The organism is Kitasatospora sp. MAA4, from assembly GCF_029893355.1.
Taxonomy (GTDB): domain Bacteria; phylum Actinomycetota; class Actinomycetes; order Streptomycetales; family Streptomycetaceae; genus Kitasatospora.
This window is the reverse complement of the sequence record NZ_JARZAI010000017.1, coordinates 114,446-138,323: the sequence shown is the minus strand read 5'-3', so window position 1 is coordinate 138,323 and position 23,878 is coordinate 114,446. Positions and strand designations below refer to the sequence as shown.

At 72.7% G+C, this 23,878-nt stretch carries 20 protein-coding genes, 1 tRNA gene and 1 pseudogene; 17 read left to right on the top strand and 5 right to left on the bottom strand.

Going from position 1 to position 23,878, the window contains the following annotated elements:
- Window positions 1-30: 30 nt before the first annotated feature.
- From P3T37_RS23210 to P3T37_RS23185, 6 genes and pseudogenes are all read left to right on the top strand, one after another.
- On the top strand, window positions 31-600 hold the full coding sequence (locus tag P3T37_RS23210) for a YqgE/AlgH family protein (RefSeq protein WP_280725719.1): 570 nt from the start codon (window positions 31-33) through the stop codon (window positions 598-600).
- 72 nt (window positions 601-672) lie between these two features.
- Window positions 673-957, top strand: a complete 285-nt coding sequence (locus P3T37_RS23205; RefSeq protein ID WP_280725718.1) for a DUF3039 domain-containing protein — start codon at window positions 673-675, stop codon at window positions 955-957.
- 74 nt (window positions 958-1,031) lie between these two features.
- On the top strand, window positions 1,032-2,687 hold the full coding sequence (locus P3T37_RS23200; protein ID WP_280725717.1) for a beta-N-acetylhexosaminidase: 1,656 nt from the start codon (window positions 1,032-1,034) through the stop codon (window positions 2,685-2,687).
- Window positions 2,688-3,021: 334 nt separating this feature from the next.
- Window positions 3,022-3,903 (top strand): FAD binding domain-containing protein, encoded by an 882-nt coding sequence (locus P3T37_RS23195; protein WP_280725764.1) that lies wholly within the window; start codon window positions 3,022-3,024, stop codon window positions 3,901-3,903.
- Between the two features lie 59 nt (window positions 3,904-3,962).
- Window positions 3,963-4,424: pseudogene (locus P3T37_RS23190) on the top strand ((2Fe-2S)-binding protein); the annotation flags it as partial.
- An 812-nt stretch (window positions 4,425-5,236) separates the two neighbouring features.
- Window positions 5,237-7,588, top strand: coding sequence for a xanthine dehydrogenase family protein molybdopterin-binding subunit (locus tag P3T37_RS23185; protein WP_280725716.1), 2,352 nt, complete (start codon window positions 5,237-5,239; stop codon window positions 7,586-7,588).
- A gap of 139 nt (window positions 7,589-7,727) precedes the next feature.
- On the opposite strand, the gene P3T37_RS23180 is transcribed toward P3T37_RS23185, so the two are convergent.
- Window positions 7,728-7,802, bottom strand: a tRNA-Cys gene (locus P3T37_RS23180).
- A gap of 295 nt (window positions 7,803-8,097) precedes the next feature.
- On the opposite strand from P3T37_RS23180, the gene P3T37_RS23175 reads away from it, so the two are divergent.
- Window positions 8,098-9,555, top strand: a complete 1,458-nt coding sequence (locus tag P3T37_RS23175; protein WP_280725715.1) for an MFS transporter — start codon at window positions 8,098-8,100, stop codon at window positions 9,553-9,555.
- Between the two features lie 32 nt (window positions 9,556-9,587).
- On the opposite strand, the gene P3T37_RS23170 is transcribed toward P3T37_RS23175, so the two are convergent.
- Both P3T37_RS23170 and P3T37_RS23165 read right to left on the bottom strand, forming a co-directional pair.
- Window positions 9,588-10,160 carry a hypothetical protein gene (locus P3T37_RS23170; protein ID WP_280725714.1) on the bottom strand — a complete coding sequence of 191 codons (573 nt, stop codon included), beginning with the start codon at window positions 10,158-10,160 and terminating at the stop codon, window positions 9,588-9,590.
- A gap of 182 nt (window positions 10,161-10,342) precedes the next feature.
- A complete protein-coding gene (locus P3T37_RS23165) occupies window positions 10,343-11,623 on the bottom strand; it encodes a hypothetical protein (protein ID WP_280725713.1) in 1,281 nt (426 codons plus the stop codon).
- Between the two features lie 274 nt (window positions 11,624-11,897).
- Here P3T37_RS23165 and P3T37_RS23160 point away from each other — a divergent pair, with 274 nt between their 5' ends.
- From P3T37_RS23160 to P3T37_RS23140, 5 genes are all read left to right on the top strand, one after another.
- A complete protein-coding gene (locus tag P3T37_RS23160) occupies window positions 11,898-14,570 on the top strand; it encodes a phosphatidylglycerol lysyltransferase domain-containing protein (protein ID WP_280725712.1) in 2,673 nt (890 codons plus the stop codon).
- Between the two features lie 62 nt (window positions 14,571-14,632).
- Window positions 14,633-15,229 (top strand): class F sortase, encoded by a 597-nt coding sequence (locus P3T37_RS23155; RefSeq protein WP_280725763.1) that lies wholly within the window; start codon window positions 14,633-14,635, stop codon window positions 15,227-15,229.
- A 41-nt stretch (window positions 15,230-15,270) separates the two neighbouring features.
- Window positions 15,271-15,474 (top strand): Arc family DNA-binding protein, encoded by a 204-nt coding sequence (locus P3T37_RS23150; protein ID WP_280725711.1) that lies wholly within the window; start codon window positions 15,271-15,273, stop codon window positions 15,472-15,474.
- Complete coding sequence (locus P3T37_RS23145) at window positions 15,471-15,854, top strand: type II toxin-antitoxin system death-on-curing family toxin (protein WP_280725710.1); 384 nt, start codon at window positions 15,471-15,473, stop codon at window positions 15,852-15,854. The genes P3T37_RS23150 and P3T37_RS23145 overlap by 4 nt, the downstream gene beginning before the upstream one ends.
- A gap of 151 nt (window positions 15,855-16,005) precedes the next feature.
- Window positions 16,006-17,835, top strand: a complete 1,830-nt coding sequence (locus P3T37_RS23140) for a DEAD/DEAH box helicase (RefSeq protein ID WP_280725761.1) — start codon at window positions 16,006-16,008, stop codon at window positions 17,833-17,835.
- On the opposite strand, the gene P3T37_RS23135 is transcribed toward P3T37_RS23140, so the two are convergent.
- Window positions 17,832-18,215 (bottom strand): SsgA family sporulation/cell division regulator, encoded by a 384-nt coding sequence (locus P3T37_RS23135; RefSeq protein WP_280725709.1) that lies wholly within the window; start codon window positions 18,213-18,215, stop codon window positions 17,832-17,834. The two genes, P3T37_RS23140 and P3T37_RS23135, sit on opposite strands and share 4 nt — an antisense overlap.
- A gap of 206 nt (window positions 18,216-18,421) precedes the next feature.
- Between P3T37_RS23135 and P3T37_RS23130 the strand changes: the two genes are divergently transcribed.
- The 4 genes from P3T37_RS23130 (at window position 18,422) to P3T37_RS23115 (ending at window position 21,969) form a co-directional block, all read left to right on the top strand.
- A complete protein-coding gene (locus P3T37_RS23130; protein WP_280725708.1) occupies window positions 18,422-19,357 on the top strand; it encodes an ATP-binding protein in 936 nt (311 codons plus the stop codon).
- A gap of 85 nt (window positions 19,358-19,442) precedes the next feature.
- Window positions 19,443-20,102: a response regulator transcription factor gene (locus tag P3T37_RS23125; protein WP_280725707.1), complete on the top strand. Its 660-nt coding sequence runs from the start codon at window positions 19,443-19,445 to the stop codon at window positions 20,100-20,102.
- 338 nt (window positions 20,103-20,440) lie between these two features.
- Window positions 20,441-21,091, top strand: coding sequence for a helix-turn-helix domain-containing protein (locus P3T37_RS23120; RefSeq protein ID WP_280725706.1), 651 nt, complete (start codon window positions 20,441-20,443; stop codon window positions 21,089-21,091).
- Between the two features lie 140 nt (window positions 21,092-21,231).
- Complete coding sequence (locus P3T37_RS23115; protein ID WP_280725760.1) at window positions 21,232-21,969, top strand: S16 family serine protease; 738 nt, start codon at window positions 21,232-21,234, stop codon at window positions 21,967-21,969.
- A 3-nt stretch (window positions 21,970-21,972) separates the two neighbouring features.
- Here P3T37_RS23115 and P3T37_RS23110 read toward each other — a convergent pair whose 3' ends face one another.
- Window positions 21,973-22,470, bottom strand: a complete 498-nt coding sequence (locus P3T37_RS23110; RefSeq protein ID WP_280725705.1) for an Lrp/AsnC family transcriptional regulator — start codon at window positions 22,468-22,470, stop codon at window positions 21,973-21,975.
- 221 nt (window positions 22,471-22,691) lie between these two features.
- On the opposite strand from P3T37_RS23110, the gene hppD reads away from it, so the two are divergent.
- Window positions 22,692-23,840 carry a 4-hydroxyphenylpyruvate dioxygenase gene (hppD, locus tag P3T37_RS23105; RefSeq protein ID WP_280725703.1) on the top strand — a complete coding sequence of 383 codons (1,149 nt, stop codon included), beginning with the start codon at window positions 22,692-22,694 and terminating at the stop codon, window positions 23,838-23,840.
- Window positions 23,841-23,878: the final 38 nt, after the last annotated feature.

Genomic DNA, 23,878 nt, shown 5'->3' with positions numbered 1-23,878 from the left:
TCGGGCCTGAGCTGCGGGATCATGTGAGACATGACCGCGGCCCCTTCGCACACCGGCCGACTGCTCGTCGCGACTCCTATGCTCACCGATCCGAATTTCGCCCGATCGGTGGTGCTGCTGCTCGACCACGACGTGCAGGGCGCGCTCGGCGTCGTCCTGAACCGGCCGACCCCGGTCGACGTCTCCGACGTGCTGGACGGCTGGGCCGAGCTGGCGGGCGCGCCGCCGGTGGTCTTCCAGGGCGGCCCGGTCGGCCTGGACTCGGCGCTCGCGGTCGCCGTGGTCCCGGGCGAGCCGGGACCGGCCGACCCGCTGGGCTGGCGCCGGGTGCACGGGGCGATCGGCCTGGTCGACCTGGAGGCGCCGCCGCAGATCCTGGCCGGCGGACTGGGCGGCCTGCGGGTCTTCGCCGGCTACGCGGGCTGGACGCCGGGGCAGTTGGAGGTCGAGATCGCCGAGGGCGCCTGGTACCTGGTCGACTCCGAGCCGGGGGACATCTCCTGCCCCGACCCGGAGCGGCTCTGGCGTGCGGTGCTGCGGCGCCAGCGCGGCGCGTTGGCGATGCTGGCGACCTATCCGGAGGACCCGACGCTCAACTGAGCGGGCCCGCGGCTGACCGGCTCGGCGTCGTGGTGGTCCGTTTCCCGTACGGCCCCCATAGACTTGGCCCTCATGAGCACTCTTGAGCCCGAGCGCGGCCTCGGCACCGGCACCCTGGTCGAGCCCGTCCCCCAGGTGTCCCACGGGGACGGCGACCACGAGCGCTTTGCGCACTACGTCCAGAAGGACAAGATCATGGAGAGCGCGCTCTCCGGCTCCCCGGTGGTCGCGCTCTGCGGCAAGGTCTGGGTGCCCGGGCGCGACCCGAAGAAGTACCCGGTCTGTCCGATGTGCAAGGAGATCTTCGAGGGCATCGACCCGGCGGGAAGCGGCGACAAGTCGGGTGACAAGAAGTAGGCGCCAAGAAGTAGCAGCCGAGAAGTAGTCCGATTGGCATAGACCACTCGCGGCAGGCGCGGCAGGATGACGGCATGGACCTCATCCCCGCCCCGTCGAGCAGCAGCTTCCCCGTCGCGGAGGGGCTGCTGCTGGGTCCGCGGACGACGCTGGGCGGCGCCCCCGGCTGCGCAGCCGCCGTCCGGTGGCTGCGCGCGGTGCTCGGCGCCGCCACCGGGCTGCCGCTCGAACCCGCGGCGTCGCCGGACATCGAGTTGAGCCTGGACGCCGCGCTCGGCCCCGAGGAGTACCGGATCACCGTCGCGGACGGGCGGGCCCGGCTCACCGCCGGGGGACCGGGCGGCGCCGGGTGGGCGGCCCAGACCCTGCGTCAGCTGCTCGGCCCGGACGCCTACCGGCGGGCGCCGCTGCGCCGCGGCGGCTGGTCGCTGCCGGCCTGCGAGATCGCCGACGCCCCGCGGTTCGGCTGGCGCGGCGTCCTGCTGGACGTCTCCCGGCACTTCCTGCCCAAGGCCGACCTGCTGCGCTACGTCGACCTGCTGGCCGCCCACAAGCTCAACGTGCTGCACCTGCATCTGACCGACGACCAGGGCTGGCGCTTCGAGGTCCGGCGCTTTCCGAAGCTCACCGGCACGGGGGCCTGGCGGGAGCGTTCGATGGTCGGCTTCCGCGACGCCGACCGGCGCGACGACCGCCCGCACGGCGGCTTCTACACCCAGGACGACCTGCGCGAGCTGGTCGCGTACGCGGCCGAGCGCGGCATCACCGTGGTCCCCGAGATCGACCTGCCCGGCCATGTGCAGGCCGCAGTCGCCGCCTACCCGGAGCTGGGCAACACCGACGTGGTGGACACGGCCGCGCTCGGCGTGTGGAGCGACTGGGGGGTCAGTCCGAACGTGCTGAACGTCTCCGACGCGACCCTCGCCTTCCTCGAAGGTGTCCTGGAGGAGCTGCTCGACGTCTTCCCGTCCGAGTTCGTCCACCTCGGCGGCGACGAGTGCCCCAAGGAGCAGTGGCGGGCCAGCCCCGCCGCACAGGCGCGGATCCGCGAGCAGGGGCTGGCGGACGAGGACGAACTGCAGAGCTGGTTCATCCGGCACTTCGACCGCTGGCTGGCCGCGCGGGGTCGCCGGCTGATCGGCTGGGACGAGATCATGGAGGGGCAGCGCGAAGCGCTTCCGCAGAAGGGTGGCGGCGGGCGACGGGAGGGCGGACTGGCCCCGGGTGCGGCGGTCTCCTCCTGGCGCGGGTACGCGGGTGGGGTGGCGGCCGCGCGGGCCGGACACGACGTGGTGATGTGCCCGGAGCAGCACGTGTACCTGGACCACCGGCAGGCGGACGGCGAGGACGAGCCGATCCCGGTCGGCTACGTACGCTCGTTGGAGGACGTCTACCGCTTCGAGCCGGTGCCGCCGTCACTCGACCCGGTGAGTGCGCGTCACGTGATCGGCACCCAGGCGAACCTGTGGAGCGAGTTCGCGGACGACGCCCGGGACCTCGACTTCCGCGCCTTCCCGCGGCTGGTGGCCTTCGCCGAGGTCGCCTGGTCGGCGCTGCCGACTGAGCCGGCGGCCCGGGACTGGCCCGGATTCGAGCGCCGGATGCGCACCCACTACGCGCGCCTGGACGCCCTCGGCGTGGAGTACCGCCCGCCCGGCGGCCCGCACTCGTGGCAGCGCCGACCCGGTGTGCTGGGACGGCCGCTGGCGGGTCCGCCACCTGCGGTCTGATCATCCTGGCGGCACAGGGAACCTTCCTGGGAGGGTCCTACGTCAAGAAAAGATGAACATCAGGTCCGATTCGTTCCGGATCTGACCGAAAGGTGACCGATACGTCCGCCACCCCGGGGGTGATCACCGCGCGCGATGTGCCAGAGTTGCCCGACCCAGACCGGCTGCTTCTGTTCGGCAGCCCGGGCCCGTACTCTACGGGCGGTGCCGCAGACCTGCGGCGCGGGACGAACCGGCCGGCCCTCGCGTCGGCCGCCGAGAGGCCGGGCTCAGATCCGAGTGAGCCCAGCCTGAGTGAGTGGAGCACGGTGGGATCCTGGTGAACCGGACGATCATGCTGCCGACCTCCCTCGACGAGGCCGTCGAGGCCCTGGCCGCCAGCCCCGCCGCGGTACCGGTGGCCGGTGGCACCGACCTGATGGAGGCCGTCAACGCCGGGCGGCTGCGTCCCGCCGCGCTGATCGGCCTTGGCCGGATCACCGAACTGCGCGGCTGGCGCTACGAGGACGGCGGAACCGCCGTGCTGGGCGCCGGGCTGACGCTCGCCCGGATGGACCGGCCCGACTTCGCCGCCCTGATCCCCGCGCTCGCCGACGCCGCGCGCACCGCGGGACCGCCGCAGACCCGCAACGTCGGGACGCTCGGCGGCAACATCGCCACCGCAGCCCCGGCCGGCGACACCCTCCCGGTGCTGGCCGCGCTGGAGGCCAGCGTCACGCTGGCCCGGCCCGGCGCCACCCGCGAGGTCCCGGTCAGCCACCTGCTCACCGGTCTCGACCCGATGCGCCCGGGTGAACTGCTCACCTGGGTCCGGGTCCCGCTGCTGAACGCCCCGCAGGTCTTCCTCAAGGCCACCGGACGCAGCGGCCCGTCCCGGGCCACCGCCTCCGTCGCGCTCGTGCTGGACCCGGCCCGTCGCGCCGTGCGCTGCGCGGTCGGCGCCGTCGCACCGGTGCCGCTGCGGCCGCTGGAGGCCGAGGCCTGGGTGGCCGGCTGCATCGACTGGGACGCCCGGGGCGAGGAGGGCGTGCCGGCCATCGACCCGGCGGCCTCGGCCGCCTTCGGCGAGTACGTGGCGACCGCCTGCGTACCGGACGGCTACGGCGCCGACGCGGCGTCCGGACTCGCCGTGGAGGGGCCGACGGCGGTGGCGCTGCGGCTGCGGCGTACCGTGGCGGTGCTGGCCCGCCGGGCACTGGGAAGGGCGCTGAAGTGACGGCTGACGTGACGGCTGATGTGGCGGTTGACATGACGAACCACCCGGTCCACCCGGTCGACGAGCGCCCCTGCGCGTCCTACACGCTGCGCGTCAACGGCTTCGAACGTCCCGTCACGGACGCCTGGATCGGCGAGAGCCTGCTCTACGTGCTGCGCGAGCGGCTCGGCCTGGCCGGCGCCAAGAACGGGTGCGAGCAGGGCGAGTGCGGTGCCTGCTCGGTGCAGGTGGACGGCCAGCTGGTGGCCGGCTGCCTGGTGCCGGCGGCGCTGGCCGCGGACAGCGAGATCAGCACGGTGGAGGGCCTGTCGGCCGGCGGCGCGGCCAGCGACGTGCAGCAGGCGCTCGCCGACTCGGGCGCCGTGCAGTGCGGCTACTGCACGCCCGGCATGGCGATGGCGGTGCACGACCTGCTCCAGCGCAACCACCGGCCCAGCGAGGTCGAGGCGCGCCAGGCGCTCTGCGGCAACCTCTGCCGCTGCACGGGCTACCGCAGTGCGCTGGCGGCCGTCCAGACGGTGGCGGACGCGCGCTCGGCGGCGCTGCTGGAGGCCGAGGAGGCGGCGGCCGAGGTCGCCGCTTCGGCTGAGCCTGCTGAGCCCGCAGAGCCGGTACAGGTGCAGGCGGAATCCGAGGTTCCGGATCTGCCGGTGTACCAGGACGCCTGGACCGAGACGGCCGCGGCCGGCGAGGTCCCGGTCTTCGGGAACGACGACAGCGGCTGGATCGTCGCCCAGCCCTTCGAGGCGCCGCCGGTCTACGACGCACCGCAGGCCTACGCGGCCTCGCAGGACTTCGAGGCCGCGCAGCCCTTCGAGGACGTGCCGCCCTTCGAGGGCACGCCGATGCCCGGTCCCGACCAGTCGGCCGGCGGCTACCAGCCGCTGCCGACGGCGGCCGGCACCGGCGTCGGCGTCGGGGTGGTCCCGCCGCAGGGCTATCCGGGGTACGACCCGACGGCGTACGGCCCCGGAACGGTGTACGCCGCCGGCGCGACCTACGAGCCCACCCCCGCTCACGGCACCAGTGCGCCGGGCGCGCCGTTCGAGGGCACCCCGGCGCACGGGACGCCGTACGAGCCGACCCCCGCACACGGCACGCCGTACGGGACGCCGGCGCACGGCACCCCCGCCCAGGGGACCGGGTACCCGGGTTACCCCGACCAGCAGTACGCCGGAGCCCCCTACGAGGGCGCCGGCTACGAGGGCACTCCGTACGACCGCACGTCCTACGACGGCGTCGGGTACGACGGGACCGTCTACGAACCCGCGCCCGCCGCGCCCTACGACGCGGCCTCCGCGCACGGCCTCCGCCTCCCCGAGGACGACCACGCATGACCTCCCCGACCGACACCGCCCTCGCTCCGCCGGACGCCCCCGCGGACTCCGCCTCAGCCTCCGCCTCAGCCGAGGGTGAGGAGGGCGCGGCCCAGCCGTTCGGCCTGGGCAGCTCCCCGCTGCGCACCGACGCGCTCCCCAAGGCACTCGGCATCTACCCGTTCGCCGCCGACCTCTGGGCCGAGGGCCTGCTCTGGGGCGCGGTGCTGCGCTCGCCGCACCCGCACGCCAGGATCGTCGCGATCGACACCGCAGCCGCCCTCGCCATCCCCGGCGTGCACGCCGTGGTGACCGCCGCCGACCTGCCGAACCCCGGCGAGGGCGACGCGGGCGCGCCGGGCCCGGGCACCGACCGGCCGGTCCTCGCCGCCGGAGTGGTCCGCCACCACGGCGAGCCGATCGCCGCGGTCGCCGCCGACCACCCCGACACCGCCCGGCTGGCCGCCGCCTCGATCGTGGTCGAGTACGAGCTGATGGAGGCGCTCACCGACCCCGAGCAGGCCTTCAACGCGCCCCCGCTGCACCCGGACGGCAACCTCTTCCGCCACCTCCCGCTGCGCAGCGGCGACCCGGAGGTGGTCGGCGAGGTGATCGTCGAGGGCCTCTACCAGGTCGGCCGCCAGGACCCGGCCCCGATCGGCGCCGAGGCCGGGCTCGCGGTGCCGCGCCCGGACGGCGGCGTCGAGCTGCACCTGTCCTCCACCGACCCGCACGGCGACCGCGAACGCACCGCCGCCTGCCTCGGCCTGGAGCGGGACCGGGTCCGCCTGGTGGTCACCGGCGTGCCCGGCGCCACCGCGGACCGCGAGGACCTCTCCTTCCAGGTCACCCTGGCGCTGCTCGCGCTGCGCACCGGCCGCCCGGTGAAGATGACCCTCACCCGCGAGGAGTCCTTCCAGGCCCACGCCACCCGCCACCCCGCCCTGCTGCGCTACCGCCACCATGCCGACGCCCAGGGCAAGTTGGTCAAGGTGGAGGCGCAGATCCTGCTGGACGGCGGCGCCTACGCCGACGTCTCGTCCGAGGCGCTGGCGGCCGCGACGGCGTTCTCGGTCGGCCCGTACATCTGCCCGAACGTCTTTGTCGACGCCTGGGCGGTGCGCACCAACAACCCGCCCGCCGGGCGGATGCGCGGCGAGGGCGCCCTGCAGACCTGCTTCGCCTACGAGTCGCAGCTCGACCAGCTGGCCGCCCGGATCGGCGTCGAGCCGCTGGAGATCCGCCGCCGCAACGTGCTCGCCACCGGCGACGCGATGCCCACCGGACAGGCCGTCACCTGCCCGGCGCCGGTCGCCGCGCTGCTCGACGCCGTCGCCGCCTCCCCGCTGCCCGCCCTCCCGGTGGACGAGCCCGACACCGACTGGCTGCTGCCCGGCGGCCCCGGCGGAGCGGGCGACCCGGCCGCGGTGCGGCGCGGCATCGGCTACGCGGTGGGCATGGTGCACATGCTCGGCGCCGAGGGCGAGGACGAGGTCTCCACCGCGACCGTCCGGGTCAGCGGCGACCACGCCACGGTGATCTGCGCGGCCGTCGACTCCGGCCAGGGCTTCGCCACCCTGGCCCGGCAGATCGTGCAGTCGGTGCTCGGCGTGTCCGAGGTGTACGTCGCGCCGGTCGACAGCGACCAGACGATCGCCGGCCCCTCGGCCCGCGGCCGGCACACCTGGGTCTCCGGCGGCGCCGTCGAGCGGGCCGCGCTGATGGTCCGCCACCAGCTGCTGCAACCGATCGCCGCCAACTTCGGGATGTCCGTCGAACTGCTCTCGATCGCCGACGGCAAGATCACCTCCTACGACGGCGTGCTCGGCATGCCGGTCACCGAGGCGCTGGAGGGCAAGGAGCTCTGGGCCACCGCCCAGTGCCGTCCGCACCCGACCGAGCCCCTGGACGAGGCCGGGCAGGGCGACGCCTTCGTCTCGATCGCGTTCTGCGCGATGCGCGCGGTGGTCGATGTGGACATCGAGCTCGGGGCCGTCCGGGTGGTCGACGTGACGGTGGCCCAGGACGTCGGCCGGGCGCTGAACCCCGGCCAGATCGAGGACCGGATCGAGGCCGGCGTGGCCCAGGGCGTCGGCCTGGCCCTGCTGGAGGACCTGCGCACCTCCGGCGGCCTGCTCGTCAACCCGTCCCTCACCGGCTACCGGCTGCCCACCGCCCTGGACACTCCCGAGGTGCGGATCGCCGCCCTGCTGGAGGAGCGCGACGTGGTCGCCACCTTTGGTGCCAAGGCGGTCAGCGCCGTCCCCGCCGTGGTGGCCCCCGCCGCCATCGCCGCCGCCGTCCGCGCCGCCACCGGCCTCCCGGTCGGCCGCCTCCCCATCCAACCGGAGGACGCCGTGGTGGCGTGAGTACCGAGTTTCAGTGGCGCGGGAAGTCGGCAGCACCGACTTCCCGCGCTTTTTGTGTCCGGCTCAATTTCGCTGTACAGAAATGCGGAATTACCGGGCGGCGAATTGCTGCCGACCGGTCGTTCCGCTGCATTGTTCGTGGAGGCCATGGCGGGGATCGAACCCGCGTAAACCGCTTTGCAGGCGGTTCCCTGAACCACTCGGGCACACGGCCGTGATGAGTGCTCTGCTGAGCGCTCGGTCAGACGTTGCGACAGGCGGGACAACACGCCTGGGAGTGGCGACAGGAGAGGGCGGTGGCGGTGAGGCGAATGGTGTCGGTCATGGCCGGGCTCCTCTCTGCTTCGGGATTCTCTGCGCTGCTTTCGTGATTTATCTTAGGCGATACGGTCCGGTGGTCGTCAATAGCCGAGTGTTAATGGCGTATGAAGTCCTAGGCCCAGCGGATGAGTGATCATGGTCCTGCAGGTCAGGAGTCAACTGCGGCAATGGCACTTACCATGTTGGCTATGACCACAGCCTCCGCCACCTCGGTCGACCCGGCCCGTCCTGTCCCGTCCGACGCGGACGACGGCGGCGGGGTGCTCGGGCCGCGGCATCGGGCGCTGACGCTGGGGATCGTGTCGGTGGTGCTGCTGCTCGCCTTCGAGGCGACCGCCGTGAACACCGCGATGCCGGTGGCGGCGCGCCAGCTGCACGGGTTGGGGCTGTACGCCTTCGCGTTCTCCGGGTACTTCACCAGCACGCTCTTCGCGATGGTGCTGTCGGGGGAGTGGTGCGACCGGCGCGGGCCGATGCTGCCGCTCTTCGCGGGGATCGGCATCTTCGGCGCCGGGCTGGTGGTGGCCGGGACGGCGGCGGGGATGTGGATATTCGTCGGCGGCCGGGCGGTCCAGGGGCTGGGCGGCGGGCTGGTGATCGTCGCGCTCTACGTGGTGGTCGGCCGGGCGTTCCCGGAGCGGCTGCGACCGGCGGTCTTCGCGGCCTTCTCGTCGGCCTGGGTGCTGCCGTCGATCATCGGGCCGGTGGTCTCCGGTGCGGTCACCCAGCACCTGGGCTGGCGCTGGGTCTTCCTCTCCGTCCCGGCGCTGGTGGTGCTGCCGCTGGCCGTGATGGGACCGGCGCTGCGGCGCTCGGAGCGGGAGCAGGCGGCCGCCGCGCCGCAGGCCGGTCCGCGCGGGGCGCTGGACCGCCGCCGGATCGGGCTCGCCGCGATGGCCGCGTTCGGTGCCGGCCTGCTCCAGTACGCCGGCCAGCGAATGGACCTGATCGGCCTGCTCCCGGCGTTCGCGGGCGCCGGGCTGCTGGTCCCCGCCGTCGTCCGGCTGCTGCCGACCGGCACGCTGCGGGCCGCGCGCGGGCTGCCCACGCTCATCCTGCTGCGCGGGGTGGCGGCCGGGGCGTTCTTCGCGGCGGAGGCCTTCATCCCGCTGATGATGGTCACCGTGCGGCACCTCTCGCCGACCCTGGCCGGTCTGACCCTGACCAGCGGCGGGCTCTCCTGGGCGCTGGGCTCCTGGTTGCAGGGCCGCCCCGGCGCCGAACGCCACCGCGAGGGGCTGATCCGATTGGGCTTCGTGCTCACCGCGGTCGCGATCGCGGGGGCCGCGCTGGTGCTGATCCCGGCAGTGCCCACCTGGACGGCCGCGGTGGCCTGGGCGGTCGGCGGCATCGGGATGGGACTGTCCATCGCCAGCATCAGCGTCCTGATGCTGAAGCTCTCGGCCCCCGAGGCGGCCGGCGCCAACTCGGCCTCGTTGCAGATGTCCGACGCGCTGGGCAACGTCCTGCTGGTGGGCCTGGCCGGCGTGCTGTTCTCGGCTCTGGGCGGCGGCGCGGTCGCGGCGGCCGCCGCGGGCCCGTCCGGCAGCGGTGCCCGCGGGGCGTTCGCGGTGATCTTCCTGGTGATGACGGCGGTGGCGCTGCTCGGCGCGCTCCTCGCCGGCCGGGTCCGCCCGCGCACCTGAGGCCGACCGGCACCCAGGTGCGCGCGAGCTCCTCAGGACGTGCGGCGGTGGCGCAGGTGCAGGACGGTGGCGGCGGCCGCCGTGGTGAGCAGGGTCGCGCCGGCCAGCGTCTCGGGGACGTTGGGGCCGGTGCTGCCTCCCAGGCCCGCGTGCGTCGGGCCCTTGGGACCCTCGTCGGCGCCGGCTTCGGGTTTGGCGCCACCCTCGGGCTTGGTGGTGCCGCTCGGGCTGACAGTGAAGCTGGCGGTCAGCTGGGTCTGGGTCTCGGTCACCGACTTGCACTGGACGGAGACCTGGTAGACGCCGGGCCGGGCACTCTCGGGGACGGTGGCGACGGCTCCGACCAGCCCGCGCAGCGAGCCGAGCTGGACCGAGGGGATGTCCTCGCCGTCGTGCTCGCGCGAGGTGAAGCTGGCGACGCCGCCGGAGCTGTCGCAGTTGCCCCCGTCGAGGACCGTGAACTGGCTGCCGGGGGTGACCGCGTCGGGCTGGATGACAACGGGGCTGCCGGCCGAGGCCGAAGCGGAGGTGGCAGCGGCGGTGGCGGCGCCGAGAACGGCGGCCACGGCCAGGACCCCTCCGGCGGCGAAGTGACGAGCGCGCATGGTGGTTCTCCCGGGACGCGGTCACGGGGTCGTCCCCGAGTCGAAGTAGGCGAAACCGCGTCCTGGAATCAAGAGGTAAGCGCTGGCAGCCCTGCCCGCCTGCGGAGTGGGCCGCCGCGACGGCGCCGAAAGGGGCGGCTACCTGGGGTGATGGCCGGTGGCCGCAGGTAGCGCCATTCGGGTCAGCGTGAGCCGAGGAAGCTGGACCAGCCCTCGGCGGGAGCCTGTCCGGGGGCCAGGCTCTGGAGCTTGCGCAGCACGGCGGGGTCCTGCGCCTCCATCCACTGGATGAGCTGGCGGAACGAGACCAGCCGGACCTCGGGCTTCTCGGCGACCGTCTTCAGCACCTCCTCGACGGCGTTCATGTAGATGCCGCCGTTCCACTCCTCGAAGTGGTTGCCGATGATCATCGGTGCCCGGTTGCCGTTGTAGGTGCGGTCGAAACCGGCCAGGTAGGAGTCGCGGGCCTGGGTCTGCCAGGCGGCCCGCATGGCGGGGTTGCCCTTGGTGTTGTCGCCGGACTGGTTGTACATGATGTTGTAGTCCATCGAGAGCACCTGGAAGCTGTGCCCGGGGAACGGGATGGACTGCAGCGGCATGTCCCACAGCGCGCCGCCCTGGATCTTCTGCGGCCACACCTGGAGTCCGCCCGGCCCGCTGCTGTCGTACCTCCACTCGCGCGCCACGGCGGTCGGCAGCAGGCCGCGCTGGCCCTCCAGGCACGGGGTGCGGCTGCCGATCAGCTCCTTGTGGTAGTCGAACGGGAGGGGCGGCAGGTCGGTGAAGCCGGTGTTGGTCTTCCAGTTCGTCACGAAGCTGACGGCCTGGTCGATCTCGCTGTTCCACTCCTCCGGCGTCCACTTCCCGACGCCGTTGGAGCCGCAGAAGTGGCCGTTGAAGTGGGTGCCGATCTCGTGGCCGTCCAGCCAGGCGGCGCCGATCTGGGTCAGCGTGTCCTGGATGTGCTGGTCGCTGAGGTAGCCGATGTCCGAGGCGCCGACCTTGTGGCGCGGGGGGTTGTAGAGGTCCTTCTTCGACTCCGGCAGGACGTAGATCCCGCTGAGGAAGAAGGTCATGCCCGCGTTGTAGTCCTTGGCCAGCTGGCGGAACCGGGAGAACAGCTGGTTGTCCAGCTCGCCGGCGCCGTCCCACGAGAAGACCACGAACTGCGGTGGCCGCTGGCCGAGTTCGAGCGGAACGGCCTGCGGCTGGTTGGGCTGCGGGCCGGTGTCCGAGGTGGAGCCGTCGCCGATCAGGACGGCCGGCGGCTTGGCGGGGACGGCGCTGGCGGCGGCGGACGGTGAGGCGGCCGAGGGCATCGGCACCGGAACGGGCGGGTTCACGGCGTCGGCCTTCGCCAGGCCGGGCGGCATGTTCCCGTAGCGGCTTCCGCAGCCGGCCGCCGCGGTGGCGGCGGTGGCGGCGCCGGCCGCCAGCAGCGTCCGGCGGGAGAGAGCGTCCATGGTCACTCCGTTTCGAGGCTTCGAGGGCCGGAGGCCGATCAACGGCGGGCGGCGGTGGTATTTCTGGCCTTTAGTCGGTTGATAGACCGTTATAGGCTGTTTGTTCCACAGCATGGCATGAGAACGGCTTTGCGACGGAAGGGCGCGGGACGGACGACGCACGCTCCCTCGTCCGGCGCAGTTCAGCGGCGCGTCGGGTCGCGGGTCAGGCTGAGTCATCATCAGATGAGCTGATGGTCGTGGTTCAGCCGCGACGGGAGGAGAGTCCGCAGCCATGTGGCACGCCGTGCAAGACGCGTATCACTCGCGCATCGTCGTCCCGGGCAGAGAGCCGCTCTTCCTTCTGCTGGTGGGCCTGATCAGCTCGTTTCTCTTCATCCGGTTCAGCGTGCGGATGATCCGGCGCGGCACCAGATGGTGGCCGGGCAACGTGACGCCGGGCGGCCTGCACATCCACCACGTCGTCTTCGGCCAGACGCTGATGCTGATCGCCGGGGTCGGCTCGTTCACCGTGCGCGGGGACGGCGGGGACCTGTGGAACGTCCTGGGCCTGGCCTTCGGCATCGGCTGCGGGCTGGTGCTGGACGAGTTCGCCCTGGTGCTGCACCTGGAGGACGTCTACTGGAGCGAGCAGGGGCGCAAGTCGGTGGACGCGGTGATCCTGGCCGTGGCGATCATCGGACTGCTGCTGCTCGGCAATCTGCCGTTCGGCGGCTTCAGTCGGCACTTCACCCCCAGTCAGCTGATCAGCGCCGCGGTCCTGGTGGCGCTGGTGACGGTGAGTCTGCTCAAGGGCAAGCTCTGGACCGGTCTGATCGGCGTGATGATCCCGGTGCTCGCGGTCGTCGGGGCGATCCGGCTCGGACGGCCGCAGAGCCCGTGGGCCCGCTGGCGCTACCGCAGCCGTCCCAAGCGGATGGCCCGGGCGGAGCGCCGCGACGCCCGGGTGCACCAGCGGCTGGACCGGGCGAAGGTCGCGATCTACAACCTGTTGGCCGGTACCCCGCTGGTACCGGCTCCGCTCCCGGCCCCGGAGGTCATCACGGAACAGATCGAAACGGTGCCAGTGCCTGTTCTGGCGCCGACCGCGCCCCCGCCCCAGGCACCGGCCAGGGCCGTGCCGGCGCCCGCCCCCGGGCCGCGCAAGCCGCTGTCCCGCTGGCAGGCCCGGTGCGCGGCCTTCGCCGAGTGGTACATCCGGATCGCCGCGCTGCTCAACCTGCTGGCGGGCGTGATCACCCCGTTCCGCGAGCGGGTGCACCGGGCCAACAGCGGCGACTTCTTCACCCCCGTGCTGGTGACCGCGGGCTTCACGGCGGCGCTGTTCGCCGCCCTGCTCGCGGTGATGCTGCGCCGGCGCAAGCGGGCTGCCTGGATCGTCGCCACCACCGTGGTGGCCGTCTACGCGGCGATCTTCCTGCTCGCGCTGGCCGTCCTGCCGGAGGACCGCGCGCACCCGTTCAACTGGGTATCGGCGGTGCTCACCGCTCTGCTGCTGGTCGCCCTGGTGTCCAGCCGCCGGGCCTTCCACGCCCGCGGCGCGCGCGGCAACGCGGTGCTCGGGCTGTGGACGCTGGTGGTCGGGGCGATCACCGTGATCGGGCTCGGCACCCTCCTGGTGCACGCCGGCGACACCGATCCGCAGGCCAGTTGGGGCGCCTGCCTGAAGTACACCGTGCTGCGGCTGTTCACCCTCTCCGGCATCGGCGACGTGACCCCGACCGTGCGGGTCACCCGGCTGGCGGACCTGACGATCAACGTGCTGGGCGCGGCGCTCTTCCTGCTGGTGCTGCGGGTCTTCTTCCGCTCCCCGATCGGCCGGCTCAACATGGACGAGGAGGACGAGCAGCGGCTGCGCGCTCTGCTGGAGCGCCACGGCGCCCGGGACTCGCTCGGCTACTTCGCGCTGCGCCGCGACAAGTCGGTCTGCTGGTCGCCGTCCGGCAAGGCGGCGGTGCTCTACCGGGTGGTCAACGGCGTGGCGCTGGCCTCCGGCGATCCGATCGGCGATCCGGAGGCCTGGCCGCAGGCGATCGAGGTCTGGCGCGAGACCGCCCGGACGAACGCCTGGGTGCCCGCGGTCACCGGCGCCGGCGAGCAGGCCGGCACGGTCTACGAGCGGGCCGGCCTGCGGGCCCTGGAGTTCGGCGACGAGGCGATCGTCGAGGTGGACGACTTCAGCCTGGAGGGCCGCTCGATGCGCACCCTGCGCCAGGCACACAACCGGGTCCGCAAGGCCGGCTACCGGGCGGTGCTCCGCCGCCACCGGGACATCCCGGAGAACGAGCTCACCGAACTCGTCCGGCTCGCCGACGCCTGGCGGCACGGCCGCACCGAGCGCGGCTTCTCGATGGCGCTCGGCCGGCTCGGCGACCCGACCGACGGCGACTGCCTGATGATCGAGTGCCGGGACGACAACGACCGCACCTGCGCGCTGCTCAGCTTCGTCCCGTGGGGCGCGCACGGGCTCTCGCTGGACCTGATGCGCCGTGACCGGGAGTCGGACAACGGGCTGGTGGAGTTCATGATCACCGAGCTGCTGGTCCGCGCGAAGGCCGGCGAGCAGCCGGTCACCCGGATCTCGCTCAACTTCGCGATGTTCCGCTACGTCTTCGAGCAGGGCGGCAAGCTCGGCGCCGGTCCGGTGCTGCGGCTCTGGCGCCAGGTGCTGCGCTTCCTCTCCCGCTGGTGGCAGCTGGAGTCGCTGTACCGGGCCAACGCCAAGTACCAGCCCGCCTGGGAGCCGCGCTTCCTGCTCTACGAGAAGTCCTCCGAGCTGCCCACCATCGCCATCGCCAACGGCATGGCCGAGGGCTTCCTGGTCCGCCCGCGGCTGCCCAGCGTGCGCTCGCTGCGCCGCTCCGGCGCTCACCCGGACGGCGGCGCTGCCGATGCGGCGGGCTCCCGGCCCCGCTTGGCTGGAGGCACTGGTACCGACCGGCAATGAGGGGAGTCGGGGTGGGCGGGCGCAGGAGTCCCTGGTCGGGGGCGATAGCACTGGGCGCGACGATGGTCGTCGGCGCCTGGCTGGTCCAGGACGGCAGCGGCCCCGGCCTGCCCCCCTCCCCGAGCGCGGCCGAGGCGCCGGCCGCGGGCCCCGCCCGGGCCGCGCTGAGCGGCACCCCGCTGGCGGCCTCCGCGCCGACCCGGATCGGCATCCCGTCGATCGGCGTGGACGCCCCGGTGGCCGGCCTCGGCCTGGATCCCGACGGGCACCTCGCCACCCCGTCCGACCAGGACCGCAACCTCGCCGGCTGGTACCGCGCCGGTGTGACGCCGGGTCAGAGCGGCACCGCGCTGATGGTCGGGCACGTGGACACCGCCGCCGGCCCCGCGGTCTTCTACGGCCTGGGCTCGCTGCACCGCGGCGACCGGATCGACGTCTCCCGGCGGGACGGCGGTACCGCCTACTTCGTCGTCGACGCCCTTGAGGTCTACGCCAAGACCGCCTTCCCCGACCGGCAGGTCTACGGCCGCGCCGCCGACCCCCAGCTGCGGCTGATCACCTGCGGCGGCGCGTTCGCCAAGGGCCGCGGCTACCAGGGCAACCTGGTGGTCTACGCCCACCTGGTCGGCAGTCGGCGGCCCGGGTGGGGCCGGCCGTAAACGTGGTACCAGAATGACCCCAGAAGTCGTACCGTTTCGGTATGGCGATGAATCTGCGACTCAGCGACGAGCTACAGGAAGCCCTCCGGGCCCGGGCCGAGGAGGAGGGGCGGAGCATGCACGCGGTGGCCCTGCTGGCCATCGAGCGTTACCTGGACGAGGGCTCGGACCGCGAGGCGGTGCGCAAGCTCGGCGCCAAGTACGCGACGCGCCACGCCGAGCTGCTGCGCAGGCTGGGCGAGTGAAGTACCTGACAGTCCGCGAGGTGCTGGACCTCGCGGAGTTCGCCTGCCAGGGGCAGCCGGTCGCGGTCCGCGATCTCGGGCTGCTCGACTCCGCGGTGCATCGTCCGCAGTCCCAGATGTTCGGGATCGAGGCGTACGCAGGGCTCTGGGACAAGGCCGCCGCGCTGCTGCACTCGCTGCTGATCAACCACCCCTTCGTGGACGGCAACAAGCGCACGGCCTGGATGAGCACGGTGGTCTTCCTCGACCTCAACGGCTCCGACATGGAGGAGGTGGACCAGGAGGTCGCCTACCGCCTCGTGGTCGAGGTCGCGGCCGGCGAGACCTTCGAGGTCAGCGACATCGCGCGGCGACTTCGTGACCTTCACGACCACCGTTAGGCGGCTGTGTCGGGGGCGTTCGCTCGGCTCGGCCCGGTAGGCTAGGCGGGTTGTCCGATCGCCGTCCGACTGCGGGACGGGCCAGCCCTACGGCCCTGACCTGCGACGATCCCCCTCGGAGACCGTGAGTACTGCCCCCGCCTCTGCTGCCATGTCGCCGTTGTTCTCCGACGCCGCCGATCCGCACGCCCCGGTCCGCCCGGCCGCCGGCGCGGCCGGGTCGCACCATCTGTCGCCGGCCTTCCCCGGGCGTGCGCCGTGGGGTACCGCGGGCAAGCTGCGGGCCTGGCAGCAGGGCGCGCTGGACCGGTACATCGAGAAGCAGCCCCGGGACTTCCTGGCGGTCGCGACGCCCGGCGCAGGCAAGACCACCTTCGCGCTCACCCTGGCCTCGTACCTGCTGCACAACCACCTGGTCCAGCAGATCACCGTCGTCGCGCCGACCGAGCACCTCAAGAAGCAGTGGGCGGAGGCGGCGGCCCGGATAGGCATCAAGCTGGACCCGGCCTACTCCTCGGGCCCGCTCTCCCGGGAGTACCACGGCATCGTGGTCACCTATGCGGGCATCGGCGTCAACCCGATGCTGCACCGCAACCGGACCGAGGCGCGCAAGACCCTGGTCGTGCTGGACGAGATCCACCACGCCGGCGACTCCAAGTCCTGGGGCGAGGCCTGCTTCGAGGCCTTCGAGCCGGCCGCCCGCCGGCTGGCGCTGACCGGGACGCCGTTCCGCTCGGACACCAACCCGATCCCGTTCGTGCAGTACGCCGAGGACACCGACGGCCTGCGCAAGTCGGTCGCCGACTACACCTACGGCTACGGCCACGCGCTCGCCGACCACGTGGTGCGCCCGGTGATCTTCCTCTCCTACAGCGGCAACATGCGCTGGCGTACCAAGTCCGGCGACGAGCTGGAGGCCCGGCTCGGCGAGCCGATGACCAAGGACCTGATCGCGCAGGCCTGGCGCACCGCGCTGGCTCCGCAGGGCGAGTGGATCCCGAACGTGCTGCGCGCCGCCGACCGGCGGCTCACCGAGGTCCGCAAGGCCATCCCGGACGCTGGCGGCCTGGTGATCGCCACCGACCAGAACGCGGCCCGGGCCTACGCCAAGATGATCCGCGAGATCACCGGCGAGGGCGCCACCATCGTGCTGTCCGACGAGGTCGAGGCGTCCCAGCGGATCTCCGACTTCGCGGACGGCGACTCCCGCTGGATGGTCGCGGTCCGGATGGTGTCCGAGGGCGTCGACGTGCCGCGCCTGGCCGTCGGGGTGTACGCCACCTCGATCTCCACCCCGCTCTTCTTCGCCCAGGCCGTCGGCCGTTTCGTGCGAGCCCGCAAGCGCGGCGAGACGGCCTCCGTCTTCCTGCCCTCGGTGCCGACGCTGCTCGGCTTCGCCAACGAGATGGAGTTGCAGCGCGACCACGTGCTCGACCGCCCGAAGAAGGAGGGCGACGGCCTCTTCGACGAGGAGGACCGGCTGCTCGCCGAGGCCGAGCGGGCCGACGACGGCCCGGACGGCGCCGGTGGCGACGAGTTCAGTTACGAGGCGATCGGCTCGGACGCGGTCTTCGACCGGGTGCTCTACAACGCCATGGAATTCGGCATGCAGGCGCACCCGGGCAGCGACGAGGAGGAGGAGTACCTCGGCATCCCCGGTCTACTGGAGCCGGACCAGGTGCAGATGCTGCTGCAGAAGCGCCAGCACCGGCAGATCCAGCGGAGCAAGGCCAAGCCGGCCGAGGAGGCCGACCTGCTCGAACTCCCGGCCGAACAGCGCCCGGTGGTCACCCATCAGGAGCTGCGCGAGCTGCGCAAGGAGCTCAACGGCCTGGTCGCCGCCTGGCACCACCGGACGAACCAGCCGCACGGCACGATCCACAACGAGCTGCGCCGGGTCTGCGGCGGGCCGCTCACCGCGCAGGCGACGGTCAACCAGCTGAAGGCCCGGATCGCCAAGGTCAAGGAGTGGGCCCGCTAGAGCGGGCCCGGGGGTAGCAGGAGGTCGAGTTCGCGCTCCAGGGCGCCCGGTGCGAACTCGGCGCCGACCGGCACCAGGATGAGGGTGCGCAGCAGCAGTGCCTCCAGGGCGGCGGCCGGGGCGTGCAGTCGGGCGGTGCCGGACGGGGTCCGCAGGACGATCACCAACTCCCCGTCGTCCGCCGGGCGTACGTGCACGTCGCCGAGGCCGCTGGGCCGGTCGAGTCCCTCCAGCAGCAGGTCGCGGGAGACCGCCCAGCTGATCGGCACCTCCCCGGCAGCCTCGAAGACCAGCGAGACCACCAGGGGGTCGCTGTCGTCGTATCGGACCCCGACGTCGAGGCGGTGGCGTACGCCGGGAATCTCGGTTTCGAGGTCCATGGGCAGGGTGGTGCGCAGTTGCCCTCCGGTCCCGTCCCGGTCCCCGAAGAGGTGGAAGTGGTGCACAGGCCCCCCGTGCTGATCGCTTTCAGTGGTGCGGTGACCAGGTTCTCGGCTTGATCAAACGGTTACATCCTACGAATGTGCAGGACTGATTTCCGCCCATAAGGTAGGTCGAAATAGGCGAATCGGCGGTGGACAGCGCCATGCCCCCAGTGCTAGGCGGTCACGTGCGCGGTGCAAGGAGGTCGACTGCGGCTGCGGGCCCGGTCGTCCTGCGGTCGGCGGCGCTGGGCGTGCTGGGGGGCGTCGGGCTCTGGCGGCTGCTGGCGGCGCGCGGCGCCGTGCTGGAGGCCCGACGGGCGGCCCGGGAACGGTTGCTGACGCTTCGTCAGGGATCCGAGGAGTGGGCGGCGGCGGAGCGCGAGGCGGGCCGGCTGGAGGAGCGCGAGCGGATCGGGCGCGAGGTGCACGACGGACTGGCCCAGAACCTGGCCGCCGCCGCGATGCTGCTGCGGGCCGCCGGCCGGGCCGAGGACGCCGGGCCGCGGCAGGCGGAGCGTCTGGAGGTCGCCTACGACACCCTGCTGCTCGGCCTGGACCAGGCCCACGACCTGACCCGCGGGGTCGCCTTCGCCCAGCTGTCCAACGGCGGTCTGGTCGCAGCGGCCGGACGGTACGTGACGCTCGCCAACCGGGCCCTGGCCTGCCTGGCCGAGTTCGGCGCGGCCTGCGAGGCGGACGGCCGGCCCCCGCAGGTGCGGCTGCGGACCAGCGGGGCGCACCGCGCGCTGCCGCTGCCGACCGAGAGCGCGGTGCTGCGGGTGATCGGCGAGGCCGTGAGCAACGCCGTGCGGCACGCACGGGCGGGCAGCGTCACGGTGGACCTCGACTACCGGGCCGACCACCTGGCGGCCGCGGTCCGGGACGACGGGACGGGACTCGCGGCGGGGGCCGAGACCTGGCCGGCGGCCCGTCCGGCCGACCCGGGTGGGCTCGGCCTGGCCGGTGCCGCCCGGCTGATCCGGCAGGCGGGCGGCAGCCTGCGCGTGGAGTCGGTACCCGGTCGGGGCGTCGCCGTGCTGGCCGAGGTGCCCTACCCGGCCGGATCGGGGCCGGGTCGGGAACCGGTGGCATACTGAGCGTCCCTCGACTCGGGCTGCTTCCGACGGCCCGTGAGAGGTGCTGCCGAGGGCACGGCCCAGGCGCGAGTCACGGGGAGACGCAATGGCGGAGCCGGGCGGGCCGACCCCGGTCATGGTGGTGGACGACCATCCGGCGATCCGGCTGGGCGTCCGGGCGATGCTGGAGGACTGCGCGGACCTGGCCGTGGTGGCAGAGGCGGCGGACGAGACCCAGGCGCTGCGGCTGATGCGCGAGCGGCCCGGACCCGGTCGGCCCGAGGTGGTGCTGCTGGACCTCGACCTGGGGACGGGGGTCTTCCAGGGGGTGGCGCTGCTGCGCACGCTGCTCGCGCTGCCCGACCCGCCGGCCGTCCTGGTGCTCAGCGCGTACGGCTCGGACCAGGACGTCCTCAGCGCGATCGACGCCGGCGCGGCGGGCTACCTCGGCAAGGAGGCGGCGTCGCAGGACCTGGTGGCGGCCGTCCGGACGGTGGCGCAGGGCGGCTCGGTGCTCAGCCCGGCGGCGGTCGGCCGGTTGATGCGGCGGATGCGCGGCGGCTCGCCCAGCCTCTCCAGAAGGGAGATCGAAGTGCTGCAACTGCTCGCCGACGGCCTGTCGAATCGTCAGATATCCGCGCGGCTCTTCATCAGTGAGGCGACCGCGAAGAGCCATCTGACCAATATCTACGGAAAACTGGGAGTGGAGAGCCGCGGCGCGGCGGTGGCCTCCGCACTGCGGGCGGGACTGCTGCGGATGGGGTGAGTTCCGGACCCGGCCCAAGGGGCGTTGTCCGGACTCCGGACCCGAAGGGCCTGCGGGACGGGAAAAGCCCGCGTGAATGGTACTGATTGGCCGGAAAAGTCCGAATCTAAGATATCGATCATGACCGAATTTGGGACAACCACTTCCGTAGCGGCGAAACACTTACTACCTTTCCTCCACGCTCTCTCGTAGGCACAACCTCCGATCCGAGTGCAGATGGGCCGGGTGTGCCGACGATGACGCGGCCGGTCCCCGCGTCCACCACCCCTGCGCGCGACACCATCGTCCCGATCCGGCGAATGCCGGTGCCGGGACCGCCGCGGAAAGGAAAGAGTGTCGTGACCGCTGAGACCTCCCAGACCCTCGACCGTGGAGTACGGGTCCTCAAACTGCTGGCCGACTCCGAACGCGGGCTGACCGTGACCGAGCTGGCCGCCCGGCTCGCCGTCAACCGCACCGTCGTCTACCGCCTGCTGGCCACCCTGGAGCAGCACGGTCTGGTCCGTCGCGACATCGGCGGCCGGGCCCGGGTCGGCCTGGGCGTGCTGCGCCTGGCGCACCGGGTGCACCCGCTGCTGCGCGAGGCCGCGCTGCCCGCGCTGCGCAGCCTGGCCGAGGATCTCGGCGCGACCGCCCACCTCACCCTGGTGGACGGCAGCGAGGCGCTCGCGGTGGCCGTCGTGGAGCCCAGCTGGACCGACTTCCACGTCGCGTACCGCACCGGCCTGCGCCACCCGCTCGACGAGAGCGCGGCCGGCCGGGCGATCCTGGAGGCCCGCAACTTCCCGCAGCAGCGGCGGCCCGAGAACGGCTTCGTGATCACCCGCGCGGAGGAGCAGTCCGGCGCCAGCGGAGCGGCCGCGGCGCTGGTCGGCCTCAGCGGGATCGAGGGCAGCGTCGGCGTGGTGATGCTCAACGGACTGGTGCCCGAGCGGGTCGGGCCGCGGGTGGTCGAGGCGGCCACCGAGGTCGCGGACGCCCTGCGCTGATCCGGCGGGGGCGGCCGGTGTGTTTGGATGCCCTTGTGTCTGTCGCCCCGAAGCCGCCCGCCGCCCCGAAGCAGCCTGCTGCGCCGAAGCCGCCCGCCGCGTTCACCGCCAAGTACCGCGCGCTCGCCGTGTGCGCCGCCATGGTCGCCGCGCTGCTCGCGGTCGGGGCGTTCGCGCCGCTTCCGTTCACCCTGACCTCGCCCGGCGACACCGCCGACGCGCTCGGCGCCTACCAGGGCCACCAGGTGCTGACGATCACCGGCGCGCCCGTGCGGCAGACCAGCGGCGCGCTGCGGATCACCACCATCACGGCGACCGGCCCCGGCGAGTCGATCAGCCTGGACCAGGCGATCAGGGGCTGGCTCGACCCGAAGGTGGCCGTGCTGCCGCGGGACGCCGTCTATCCGGAGAGCAACGCGACCAAGGCCGAGCAGGTCACCAACCAGCAGATGGTCCAGGCGCAGGACAGCGCGACCACGGTGGCGCTGAACTACCTGCACCTCTCACCCGATCAGGTCAAGGTGACCGTCGACCTGGCGGGTATCGGCGGCCCCAGCGGCGGTCAGATGCTCAGCCTGGCGATCATCGACAAGCTGGCCGGTGACGGCAAGGGCGGCGACCTGACCCACGGCCGCAACATCGCGGGCACCGGCACCATCGACGACAGCGGCAACGTCGGTGCGGTCGGCGGGGTGGCGCTGAAGACCCAGGCGGCGGCCCGGGACGGTGCGACCGTCTTCCTGGTACCGCGGATGGAGTGCGCGGACGCCCAGGTCAACACGCCGAAGGGCCTGCGGCTGATCCCGGTCAACACGCTGAGCGACTCGCTGGCGGCGCTCACCGCGCTGGGCAGCGGCGGCAGCCTTCCAAGCTGCTGACGCCTACGGTCGTTCGGGCCGGTCGGCGCCCTCGGCGGCGGCCTGGGCGACCAGCGGCAGGACCCGGTAGCGGACCGGGTTCTCCAGCGCGATCGCGGTGGAGGCCCGCACGATGCCGTCGAAGCCGACCACCCGGTCGATCACCCGTTGCAGGTCCGCGTTGGAGCGGGCCACGATCCGGCAGAGCATGTCGCCCTGGCCGGTGATGGTGTGCAGCTCCAGAACCTCCGGGACGGAGGCCAGGTGGGCCCGTACGTCGGCGCCCTGCCCCTGCGAGATCTCCAGGGTGGCGAAGGCGGTGACCGGGTAGCCGAGCGCGGCAGGCTCCACCTCGGGGCCGAAGCCGCCGATCACCCCGCGCGCCTGCAGCCGGTCCAGCCTGGCCTGGACGGTGCCGCGGGCCACCTGGAGGCGGCGCGAGCACTCCAGCACCCCGATCCGGGGCTCCTCGGTCAGCAGCGCGATCAGCCGGCCGTCCAGGGGGTCGATCGGGGAGTGCATGCGGAGTCCTCTTCCACTGGGCAATCTGTACAGCCGCCGCCGGAATTGTCCCGCTGAGAGACACAGCTTGACCAGCGGAAAACGGAACAGTTGCGCAACGCTGTGATCGGGGCCACGCTCCCCCCACAACCCCGTGGGGAGGTCCCCACACCGATCCGCGGGGGAGATCAAGCCCCACAACCCTCGGGGCACCTGGTCCCACGCCCTACAGGGAGGCCGTCATGACCGATACCGCCGCTCAGTCCATCCCCGCGCACGCGGGACAGGCAGACCCCTTCCCGGTGAAGGGGATGGACGCCGTCGAGTTCGCGGTCGGCAACGCCAAGCAGGCCGCGCACTACTACTCCACCGCCTTCGGCATGCGCTGCGTGGCCTACTCCGGACCGGAGACCGGCTCGCGCGAGACCGCCAGCTACGTCCTGGAGTCCGGCGGCGCGCGCTTCGTGTTCACGTCCGTGGTCAAGGCGAGCACCGAGCGCGGCCGCTTCCTGGAGCGCCACGTCGCCGAGCACGGCGACGGCGTGGTCGACCTGGCCATCGAGGTCCCGGACGTGTACGCCGCGTACGCCTACGCGATCGAGCACGGCGCCACCTCGCTGTCCGAGCCGTACGAGGCCAAGGACGAGCACGGCACCGTCGTGCTGGCCGCCATCGCGACCTACGGCGAGACCCGGCACACCCTGGTGGACCGCTCCGGCTACGCCGGTCCGTACCTGCCCGGGTACGCCCCCCGCGAGCCGATCGTCGAGCCGGTCAAGAAGCGCAACTTCCAGGCGATCGACCACTGCGTCGGCAACGTCGAGCTCGGCAAGATGAACGAGTGGGTGGCCTTCTACAACCGGGTGATGGGCTTCACCAACATGAAGGAGTTCGTCGGTGACGACATCGCCACCGAGTACTCCGCGCTGATGTCCAAGGTGGTCGCGGACGGGACCCGCAAGGTCAAGTTCCCGCTCAACGAGCCGGCCATCGCCAAGAAGAAGTCGCAGATCGACGAGTACCTGGAGTTCTACGGCGGCCCCGGCGTCCAGCACATCGCGCTGGCCACCAACGACATCGTCCACACGGTCCGTCAGATGCGGGCGGCTGGTGTGGAGTTCCTCGACACCCCCGACAGCTACTACGACACGCTGGGCGAGTGGGTCGGCGACACCCGGGTGCCGATCGAGCAGCTGCGCGAGCTGAAGATCCTGGCCGACCGCGACGAGGACGGCTACCTGCTGCAGATCTTCACCAAGCCGGTGCAGGACCGGCCGACGGTCTTCTTCGAGATGATCGAGCGGCACGGCTCGATGGGCTTCGGCAAGGGCAACTTCAAGGCGCTGTTCGAGGCGATCGAGCGCGAGCAGGAGCGCCGCGGCAACCTCTGACCGCAGCCTGCGTCCGACGCCGAGCAGCCCCGGAGCCC

Coding starts and splice junctions, on each gene's coding strand:
- P3T37_RS23165 (WP_280725713.1), bottom strand. CDS start 11,623: ATGGACGCTCTCTCCCGCCGGACGCTGCTGGCGGCCGGCGCCGCCACC.
- P3T37_RS23210 (WP_280725719.1), top strand. CDS start 31: ATGACCGCGGCCCCTTCGCACACCGGCCGACTGCTCGTCGCGACTCCT.
- P3T37_RS23115 (WP_280725760.1), top strand. CDS start 21,232: ATGGTCGCCGCGCTGCTCGCGGTCGGGGCGTTCGCGCCGCTTCCGTTC.
- P3T37_RS23150 (WP_280725711.1), top strand. CDS start 15,271: ATGGCGATGAATCTGCGACTCAGCGACGAGCTACAGGAAGCCCTCCGG.
- P3T37_RS23185 (WP_280725716.1), top strand. CDS start 5,237: ATGACCTCCCCGACCGACACCGCCCTCGCTCCGCCGGACGCCCCCGCG.
- P3T37_RS23200 (WP_280725717.1), top strand. CDS start 1,032: ATGGACCTCATCCCCGCCCCGTCGAGCAGCAGCTTCCCCGTCGCGGAG.
- P3T37_RS23170 (WP_280725714.1), bottom strand. CDS start 10,160: ATGCGCGCTCGTCACTTCGCCGCCGGAGGGGTCCTGGCCGTGGCCGCC.
- P3T37_RS23140 (WP_280725761.1), top strand. CDS start 16,006: ATGTCGCCGTTGTTCTCCGACGCCGCCGATCCGCACGCCCCGGTCCGC.
- P3T37_RS23155 (WP_280725763.1), top strand. CDS start 14,633: ATGGTCGTCGGCGCCTGGCTGGTCCAGGACGGCAGCGGCCCCGGCCTG.
- P3T37_RS23175 (WP_280725715.1), top strand. CDS start 8,098: ATGACCACAGCCTCCGCCACCTCGGTCGACCCGGCCCGTCCTGTCCCG.
- P3T37_RS23195 (WP_280725764.1), top strand. CDS start 3,022: ATGCTGCCGACCTCCCTCGACGAGGCCGTCGAGGCCCTGGCCGCCAGC.
- P3T37_RS23130 (WP_280725708.1), top strand. CDS start 18,422: ATGCCCCCAGTGCTAGGCGGTCACGTGCGCGGTGCAAGGAGGTCGACT.
- hppD (WP_280725703.1), top strand. CDS start 22,692: ATGACCGATACCGCCGCTCAGTCCATCCCCGCGCACGCGGGACAGGCA.
- P3T37_RS23160 (WP_280725712.1), top strand. CDS start 11,898: ATGTGGCACGCCGTGCAAGACGCGTATCACTCGCGCATCGTCGTCCCG.
- P3T37_RS23205 (WP_280725718.1), top strand. CDS start 673: ATGAGCACTCTTGAGCCCGAGCGCGGCCTCGGCACCGGCACCCTGGTC.
- P3T37_RS23110 (WP_280725705.1), bottom strand. CDS start 22,470: ATGCACTCCCCGATCGACCCCCTGGACGGCCGGCTGATCGCGCTGCTG.
- P3T37_RS23135 (WP_280725709.1), bottom strand. CDS start 18,215: ATGGACCTCGAAACCGAGATTCCCGGCGTACGCCACCGCCTCGACGTC.
- P3T37_RS23125 (WP_280725707.1), top strand. CDS start 19,443: ATGGCGGAGCCGGGCGGGCCGACCCCGGTCATGGTGGTGGACGACCAT.